This window comes from Oleiphilus sp. HI0123, assembly GCF_001635315.1.
On sequence record NZ_LWGE01001189.1, the window covers coordinates 1 to 7,354 of the forward strand.

Here is a 7,354-nt window from a genome sequence, read left to right on the forward strand (position 1 = left end):
ACTTTCAAGCCACGCTTCAGGAAACCCTTGACCGCTTTACAGAAACTAAAACTGAAGCCTTATATGTCGAGAGAACCAGTGCTCCTACCGTTTCGCGTGTCCTGGGTATCGTCACTCGCGCTGAAGTCGAAAATTATTATCAATACAAAAGGAAATAAACATGCTTTGGGTAAAAAGCTTTCACATTGTTGCTGTTGTATGCTGGTTTGCCGCCTTATTTTACTTGCCCCGCTTATTTGTCTACCACGCTCAGTCAACAGACCAAACCAGCTTAGAGCGTTTCAAAGTTATGGAACGAAAGCTATACCGCGGCATTGGAACCCCTTCGATGATTGCAACGATTGTGCTGGGGCTTTGGCTAATTTCCTATAATGTAGAAGGTTACTTCCACGGTGGCTGGTTACACGCCAAATTAACACTGGTCGCGATTCTTGTTGGCTATCACTTCTATTGCGGCAAGATTCTCAAGCAGTTTGCTAGCGACAATAATACCCGAAGCCACGTATTTTATCGTTGGTTTAATGAGTTCCCGGTATTACTGCTTATTAGCATCGTTATTCTTGTTGTTGTGAAGCCCTTTTAACATGCCGGTCTCGACACTCCCGCAAGGCATATACGGCATTACTGATCCTTCTTTGCTTCCTGGCGAGTCTCTGTTTACCGGGGTAGAAAGTGCGCTTAAAGGTGGCTGCCGTGTTATCCAATATCGGGATAAGCAATCAAAGCCAGATCAGGCGCTTGCCAAGGCACTCCGACTCAAAGCCTTGTGCCATAAGTACCAGGCAGCACTAATCATTAATGACAGCCTGGCCCTGGCCCTCGACAGCGATGCAGATGGGCTGCATCTTGGAAAATCTGACGGCCACTTAAGCGAAGCACGGCAAGCACTCGGCGACAAAAAGATCATTGGCGTTACCTGCCATAGTGACCTGCAATATGCTCAGGACTGTATTAACCAAGGCGCATCATACTGTGCTTTTGGTCGTTTTTTTGAATCACAAACTAAGCCAGAAGCGCCTCCATGTAGCCTGGAAACATTCAAGCAAGCACTGCAATTGAGTATTCCCGTACTAGCCATTGGGGGTATTAGCATAGACAATATTGCTCGCTTCAGAGATACTCCTCCTCATAATATTGCGGTCATTAATAGTCTCTTTGGCCAGGCAGATATCTACCAAGCTGCGCTGGCGCTAAGCGCCGCATTTAAACAAATTCAAACTTATTAATTTAGAAACAGGTTCCAATATGTCTCGATCCGAAGATCTTTTCAACGATGCCCAAAGTGTGATCCCAGGCGGCGTAAACTCCCCGGTGCGCGCATTTAAAGGTGTTGAAGGTACTCCCATTTTCTTTGAACGCGGTGAAGGCGCCTATTTAGTAGATGCCGACGACAAGCGCTATATCGACTATGTCGCGTCATGGGGACCAATGATCTTGGGCCATGCCAACCCGGATGTAATCTCTGCCGTGAAAGCGCAACTAGACCACGGCTTGGGCTACGGTGCGCCAACTGAAATCGAAACCATCATGGCGAAAAAGGTTTGCGAACTTGTCCCTTCTATTGAAATGGTTCGTATGGTGAGTTCGGGAACCGAAGCAACCATGAGCGCTATTCGCTTGGCGCGTGGTTTTACCGGACGCGATAAAATCGTTAAGTTCGAAGGCTGTTATCACGGGCATGCTGACTCGCTACTCGTTAAAGCAGGCTCTGGCGCGCTAACGCTTGGCGTGCCTAATTCACCTGGAGTACCTGCGAGTGTCGCCGAGCATACAATCACCCTTACCTATAATGATGCAGACCAAGTTAAAGCACTGTTTGATGAAATGGGTGACCAGGTTGCTGCGATTATTGTCGAACCCGTTGCCGGGAATATGAACTGCATTCCTCCAGTACCTGGCTTTTTAGAAAGCTTACGAGAAGTCTGTGACAAACATGAAAGTGTCTTGATCTTTGATGAAGTCATGACTGGCTTCAGAACCGCTTTAGGCGGAGCCCAGTCTGTATACAATGTGAAGCCTGACCTAACTACTTTAGGAAAAGTAATTGGCGGTGGTTTACCGGTCGGCGCTTTCGGTGGCCGTACAGATATTATGCAAGCGATAGCGCCTACAGGCCCAGTCTACCAAGCCGGTACTTTATCGGGTAATCCGCTCGCCATGGCAGCCGGTCTAGCTATGCTGAATGCGATATCCGAGCCAGGTTTCTATGAAGCGCTAAGTCTGCAAACCACGAAACTGGTAGACGGCTTAAAAGCAGCTGCTAAAGAAGCCGGTGTGCCAATGACCTTTAACCAGGTGGGTGCAATGTTTGGTTTCTTCTTTACCGAAGCAGAGCAAGTTTCTCGCTTTGATCAAGTCATGGAATGTGACTTGCCTCGTTTCAAGGCTTTCTATCATGCGATGTTAGAAGAAGGTGTTTATCTTGCGCCGTCTGCGTTTGAAGCTGGCTTTGTTTCAAGCGCGCACAGCGATAAGGAAATTGAAGCAACAGTTGAAGCAGCACGAAAAGTGCTCAAGTCTCTTGCTTAGTTTTCTGTAAAACCTTCTAAAATAGTATTCAGAAATAACAGGCCTTTGTCCGTCGTACATAGGCCTTCTTCCTTCATCAAGCCCCTTGTCTTGAGTTCCGTTAACATAGGCTCTAAGACGCTGAGTTCCAGGCCCGTACGCTGAGATAGTAGTGAAGCTGGCACACCTTTCGTCAGACGTAGAACATTCATCATAAACTCGAAAGCTAAATCTTCTTGTGGAATAGCTTGTTCGCCCACTCTAATACTAGGCCCTGAACTGACATCAGAGCGCCTACTAGCAATTGCTTTTAAGTAATCGTTTGGGGTTCGAGTCTTACGGTAGCGATACATTCCCCTAAGCTGCTGAGCATCATCTAGCAAAGTGATTTTAGAGTGTGCACCGGCACCAATGCCAAGATAGTCACCAAACTGCCAGTAATTAAGATTGTGCTTAGCTTGAAAATCTGGTTTCGAGAATGCCGAGACTTCGTACTGCTGAAAACCCTTCTCGCCTAACAATTGCAGGCCATTATTTTGAATATCCCACATCAGTTCATCTTCAGGTAGAGCAGGCGGGTAGCGATAGAACTCGGTATTTTGTTCGATCGTCAATTGATACCAGGATAAGTGATTCGGCCCAAGCGATAATGCACTTTGGATATCATCCATGGCATCATCCAATGTTTGCCCGGGCAAACCATGCATCAAATCAATATTACAGTTAGTAATACCTCCCTCGTGTGCTTGTTCAATGGCCTTCATTGCTTCACTAGCAGAGTGAATGCGCCCAAGCTTTTCCAAATAGCGGTCTTTAAAACTCTGAACACCTAAAGATAGGCGGTTAATACCTGCTTGAGCATAAGCTTGAAATCGCTTCGCTTCAGTCGTACCTGGATTAGCCTCGAGTGTGATTTCGATATGCTCGGCAAAAGGCAATCGCTTATCTATGGCAGGTAGTAAGCGCTGATAAAACTCACCTGACATTAAACTCGGTGTACCGCCACCAAAAAAGATCGATTCAATTTTACGGCCCTGTGCAAATTCCCTATCAAAGTCCAAATCTTCAAGAAGCTTATTTAGATAGGCCTGTTCTGGAATTTCAGCACTGACATGGGAGTTGAAGTCGCAGTAAGGGCATTTGCGTACACACCAGGGAATGTGTACATAGAGACTTAGTGGAGGCAGTGTATTCAAGGCTCAGCCTAAGCCATTGACGCTTTGATTAGCTCAATTTTGTCGAGCAAAGCCTGGGTTGCCTGGCCACGGTGGCTAATTTTGTTTTTCTCTTCTTTCGTCAATTCTGCTGCGGTACATTGTTGATCAGATACCCAAAATACCGGGTCATAGCCAAAACCTTCACTGCCACTCTGAGTTTCAGTAATTCTACCAGGCCAACGGCCATGGCAAATTAAAGGTGTTGGATCTTCAGCATGCGACATATAAACCAGAACACAATGGAATTGCGCTGTTCTTTCTGCCTCGGGAACCCCCCCTAACTTTTTCAAAACCAGGTCGATGTTATCCTGGTCACTAGCTCCCTCACCTGCAAAACGAGCTGAATAAATACCGGGCTGTCCCTGTAAGGCGTCAATCGCGATACCCGAATCATCCGCCAAAGCGGGTAGGCCTGTCATTTTGGCTGCGCAACGCGCTTTAATAATGGCATTCTCAACAAAGCTGAGCCCCGTTTCTTCAGGCGGCTCAAAGTTATAATCTGATTGCGGGCTGACCTCAATATCATGATCAGCCAGCAGTAATTTAAACTCTCGAAGTTTTCCCTGGTTACCCGTAGCTAATACAATTTTCATCTCTGCCTGACCTGCTAATCGTTATAGAAGTTTTGCGTAAACCTCAGTTTTAGTGGCTGTGTTCCACCTTGCGGGTAAACCGTTACGTCAAAGGTCAACAAATCACCCTCGCGATATTGAAGCTGAGCCAGGTAGTAAATAGCATCGCCTTCTATAACTTGCTGGAAAGATAAAAACTGCGACTGGCGAATCTCATTGATCATCTCTGCCTGCACGGAACCACCCACTGCTTTTCGCTTTCCCTCCTTATCGACCTTAATAATACTGATATTAACCAAGCCTAAAGAACGACTTCTAACTAGTTGATACTGCCTTGCAACCTCTTCATCGAGGAAGGTCGAGGCAAAGGCAATATAGTGTACTTCATAATCGCTGCCATCAGGCCCTGGAAATACCTCTTTCTTCTCTGCATTCGCTGCAACAGAAAGAAAAGTCGTGAGCAAAAAAATTAAACTTGTTAAGGTTCGTATCATCGCTGAATTCATACGCTTGAGCCTATTGGATCAGAAAAAGTGAATTATTTACTAATGCGGTATACCGCAAATTCGGCAAATAGATTTGGCCACATGCGCGCAAAACTACTCTGTTCAAACTCTGCATCCACCACTTCGCGGTTCAGGATCTTGATACCTTTTTGAACACAAAGCGCTTCAAAGTCCTTAAAGGTGCAGAGGTGGATGTTCGGTGTGTTATACCAGGTATGCGGCAAAGTTTTCGACATCGGCATTTTGCCATTCCACAAAAGGTAATGGCGGCAACGCCAATAGCCAAAATTTGGAAAGGTAACAATTCCCTGATTTCCGAGACGCATCATTTCATCAAGCATCACATCCGGACGCCGGACTGCCTGTAGAGCTTGCGTCATAATCACCGTATCAAACTGCTGATCGGCAAATTGAGACAGGCCTCTTTTGTCCAGATCATGCTCTATAACATTAACTCCCTTCTCAATGCATCGGGTTATCTGCTCTGACGCAATCTCTAGCCCATATCCAAGGACCTTCTTTTCCTGCTGTAAGTGCGCCAGTAAAGTGCCATCACCACAACCTAAATCGAGCACACGGCTGCTTTCTTTCACCCAGGGTTCTATCAGTCTCAGGTCGGCACGCATTATTTTATCTCCTCAGCAATACGCTTCATATAAGCTGAGAAGATAGCCATATAGCGCTCCGTTGGAATTAAAAACGCATCATGTCCATATTCTGAGTCTACCTCTGCATAACAGACACGTTTACCTGCTTTAGTCATAGCTTCAACCAAACGCTCTGAACGCTCGGGAGAAAAGCGCCAGTCTGTACTAAAGGAAACAACAAAATAGCCACACTGGGCTTTGCCTAGTGCTTTCTCAAGAGAACCTTCTGTTTTTTCAGCCGGGTCAAAGTAATCCAAAGCCCGTGTCATTAATAAATAAGTATTGGCATCAAAGGTTTTTGAGAAGCGCTCACCTTGATAGTTTAGGTAGCTCTCGACTTCAAACTCAACATCATAGCCAAAGTTGAAGGCTTCTTCCTTTAGATCCCTACCAAACTTTTCACCCATTGAGGCGTCAGACAGATAGGTCACATGACCAATCATACGAGCGAGCATCAAGCCTTTCGACGGTATGGTATCTTGGCTGTAATAGTGACCTTGATGAAAATCGGGGTCAGAGGTAATCGCTTTACGAGAGATTTCATTAAAAGCAATATTTTGAGCAGTCAGCTTAGGTGTTGAGGCAATAACCACCGCATGTTTCAAACGCTCGGGATAATTGAGCGACCACGCCAAAGCCTGCATACCGCCTAGACTCCCACCGACCACCGCAGCCCAAACGTCAATGTCTAAACGGTCAGCCAAGCGAGCTTGACTTTCGACCCAATCGTCAACAGTAATAATAGGAAAGTCTGGGCCATAGAGCTCACCGGTTTCAGGGTTGATAGTGTTTGGCCCGGTACTACCACTGCAGCCACCCAGGTTATTCAGGCTCACCACAAAAAAGCGATTGGTATCTATTGGCTTATCTGGGCCTATACACGAGTCCCACCAGCCAGGCTTCTTATCAGATTCCGAATGAAAACCCGCGGCATGATGATCGCCGCTCAAGGCATGGCAGATCAATATTGCGTTAGTTCTGTTTTCGTTCAGCTCGCCGTAAGTTTCATAGACAAGCTCATATTGTTGCAGCGTCTTGCCACTGATCAGATTTAGCGCTTGGTCAAAATGTGCAACTTTCGGCTCAACGATACCTACAGAGTGCATCGCTTGCGCGTTAGAAGTGTTTGGTGAGGAACTGGCAGTTTCAGGCATGCGTTGGATTAGGGCTCTTTATGATGCGTATCAAGAAAAGCGGAGTGTAAACGGCCCTCTAGCGAATGGCAATATCCTGAATACTAATCACATTGCTTGGCGGCGGTGTACTCAGGCTCTGATGTATTTGCTCAACTTCGCTAATTTGCTGATGCGTTCTATCGATCAGTTCTTTCAATTTAGCCTGCTGAACCTTTTTGTCCTTACTCGAACTCGCTAAATTCCTTAAGTGGCTCACACGCTCTTCGAGCATGGTTTTTTGCTCATGAGTATATTGAATAAGCGGTAATAAAGCCTCTTCTGGCCACTGCTTGGCTTGTTTAATAATTTGCAGCTGGATCAGACGCATCTCTGCAGCAAAGGTATTAAAAAAGTGATTTATCAGCACCGATTGTTCCGTCATAAACATTTTAGGTCGTCGACAGAACTTCACCAACTTTGCTTTCAAAGCCTCTAGCGCTTTGCGCTGCTCACCAATTGTAAACTTTCTTGGTTTAAGGTACTTGGCATGAACGTCCGACTTGAAGCGCTTATAAATTGCATGAACCATTTTGTCGGCAATTTTTGCTTCACTCTCGACATTATCGAGTTCTTTATCCATCTTATCGAAAAATTTATTCATCGAGTGAACCAAGCCAACGGTGCTCCAACAATCTTGCATATCACGCTTGGTATGTTTGAGCACTTCTTTCAAGCGCTCTTCACTAACCAATTGCTGCAATACTTCTCCTTGCGACTCCATCAAACGTC

The 7,354-nt window shown here is 45.9% G+C and carries 8 protein-coding genes and 1 pseudogene; 3 read left to right on the top strand and 6 right to left on the bottom strand.

Going from position 1 to position 7,354, the window contains the following annotated elements; all coding sequences use genetic code 11:
• Nucleotides 1-154 precede the first annotated feature (154 nt).
• The 3 genes from hemJ to hemL are packed head-to-tail and all read left to right on the top strand — an operon-like array spanning nt 155 to nt 2,529.
• Nucleotides 155-583: a protoporphyrinogen oxidase HemJ gene (gene hemJ, locus A3761_RS13195; protein ID WP_304438909.1), complete on the top strand. Its 429-nt coding sequence runs from the start codon at nt 155-157 to the stop codon at nt 581-583.
• Nucleotide 584: 1 nt separating this feature from the next.
• Nucleotides 585-1,226 (top strand): thiamine phosphate synthase, encoded by a 642-nt coding sequence (thiE, locus tag A3761_RS13200; RefSeq protein WP_068510028.1) that lies wholly within the window; start codon nt 585-587, stop codon nt 1,224-1,226.
• 19 nt (nt 1,227-1,245) lie between these two features.
• Complete coding sequence (gene hemL / locus A3761_RS13205) at nt 1,246-2,529, top strand: glutamate-1-semialdehyde 2,1-aminomutase (RefSeq protein WP_068510026.1); 1,284 nt, start codon at nt 1,246-1,248, stop codon at nt 2,527-2,529.
• On the opposite strand, the gene hemW is transcribed toward hemL, so the two are convergent.
• The 6 genes and pseudogenes from hemW to A3761_RS13235 all read right to left on the bottom strand — a co-directional run.
• Nucleotides 2,526-3,704, bottom strand: coding sequence for a radical SAM family heme chaperone HemW (hemW, locus tag A3761_RS13210; RefSeq protein ID WP_068510024.1), 1,179 nt, complete (start codon nt 3,702-3,704; stop codon nt 2,526-2,528). The two genes, hemL and hemW, sit on opposite strands and share 4 nt — an antisense overlap.
• An 8-nt stretch (nt 3,705-3,712) precedes the next feature.
• On the bottom strand, nt 3,713-4,318 hold the full coding sequence (rdgB, locus tag A3761_RS13215) for an RdgB/HAM1 family non-canonical purine NTP pyrophosphatase (protein ID WP_068510022.1): 606 nt from the start codon (nt 4,316-4,318) through the stop codon (nt 3,713-3,715).
• Nucleotides 4,319-4,332: 14 nt separating this feature from the next.
• The gene (locus tag A3761_RS13220; RefSeq protein WP_068510021.1) at nt 4,333-4,803 is read right to left on the bottom strand and encodes a DUF4426 domain-containing protein; all 471 of its coding nucleotides are present in this window, start codon (nt 4,801-4,803) and stop codon (nt 4,333-4,335) included.
• A 32-nt stretch (nt 4,804-4,835) separates the two neighbouring features.
• The gene (metW, locus tag A3761_RS13225) at nt 4,836-5,429 is read right to left on the bottom strand and encodes a methionine biosynthesis protein MetW (RefSeq protein ID WP_068510019.1); all 594 of its coding nucleotides are present in this window, start codon (nt 5,427-5,429) and stop codon (nt 4,836-4,838) included.
• Nucleotides 5,429-6,604, bottom strand: coding sequence for a homoserine O-acetyltransferase (locus tag A3761_RS13230; protein ID WP_068510016.1), 1,176 nt, complete (start codon nt 6,602-6,604; stop codon nt 5,429-5,431). The genes metW and A3761_RS13230 overlap by 1 nt, the downstream gene beginning before the upstream one ends.
• 58 nt (nt 6,605-6,662) lie before the next feature.
• Nucleotides 6,663-7,354 (bottom strand): annotated as a pseudogene (locus tag A3761_RS13235) (hypothetical protein); the annotation flags it as partial.

Bases quoted from the DNA above. Each gene is read 5' to 3' on its own strand.
- thiE (WP_068510028.1), top strand. From the start codon at position 585: ATGCCGGTCTCGACACTCCCGCAAGGCATATACGGCATTACTGATCCT.
- hemL (WP_068510026.1), top strand. From the start codon at position 1,246: ATGTCTCGATCCGAAGATCTTTTCAACGATGCCCAAAGTGTGATCCCA.
- rdgB (WP_068510022.1), bottom strand. From the start codon at position 4,318: ATGAAAATTGTATTAGCTACGGGTAACCAGGGAAAACTTCGAGAGTTT.
- A3761_RS13220 (WP_068510021.1), bottom strand. From the start codon at position 4,803: ATGAATTCAGCGATGATACGAACCTTAACAAGTTTAATTTTTTTGCTC.
- metW (WP_068510019.1), bottom strand. From the start codon at position 5,429: ATGCGTGCCGACCTGAGACTGATAGAACCCTGGGTGAAAGAAAGCAGC.
- A3761_RS13230 (WP_068510016.1), bottom strand. From the start codon at position 6,604: ATGCCTGAAACTGCCAGTTCCTCACCAAACACTTCTAACGCGCAAGCG.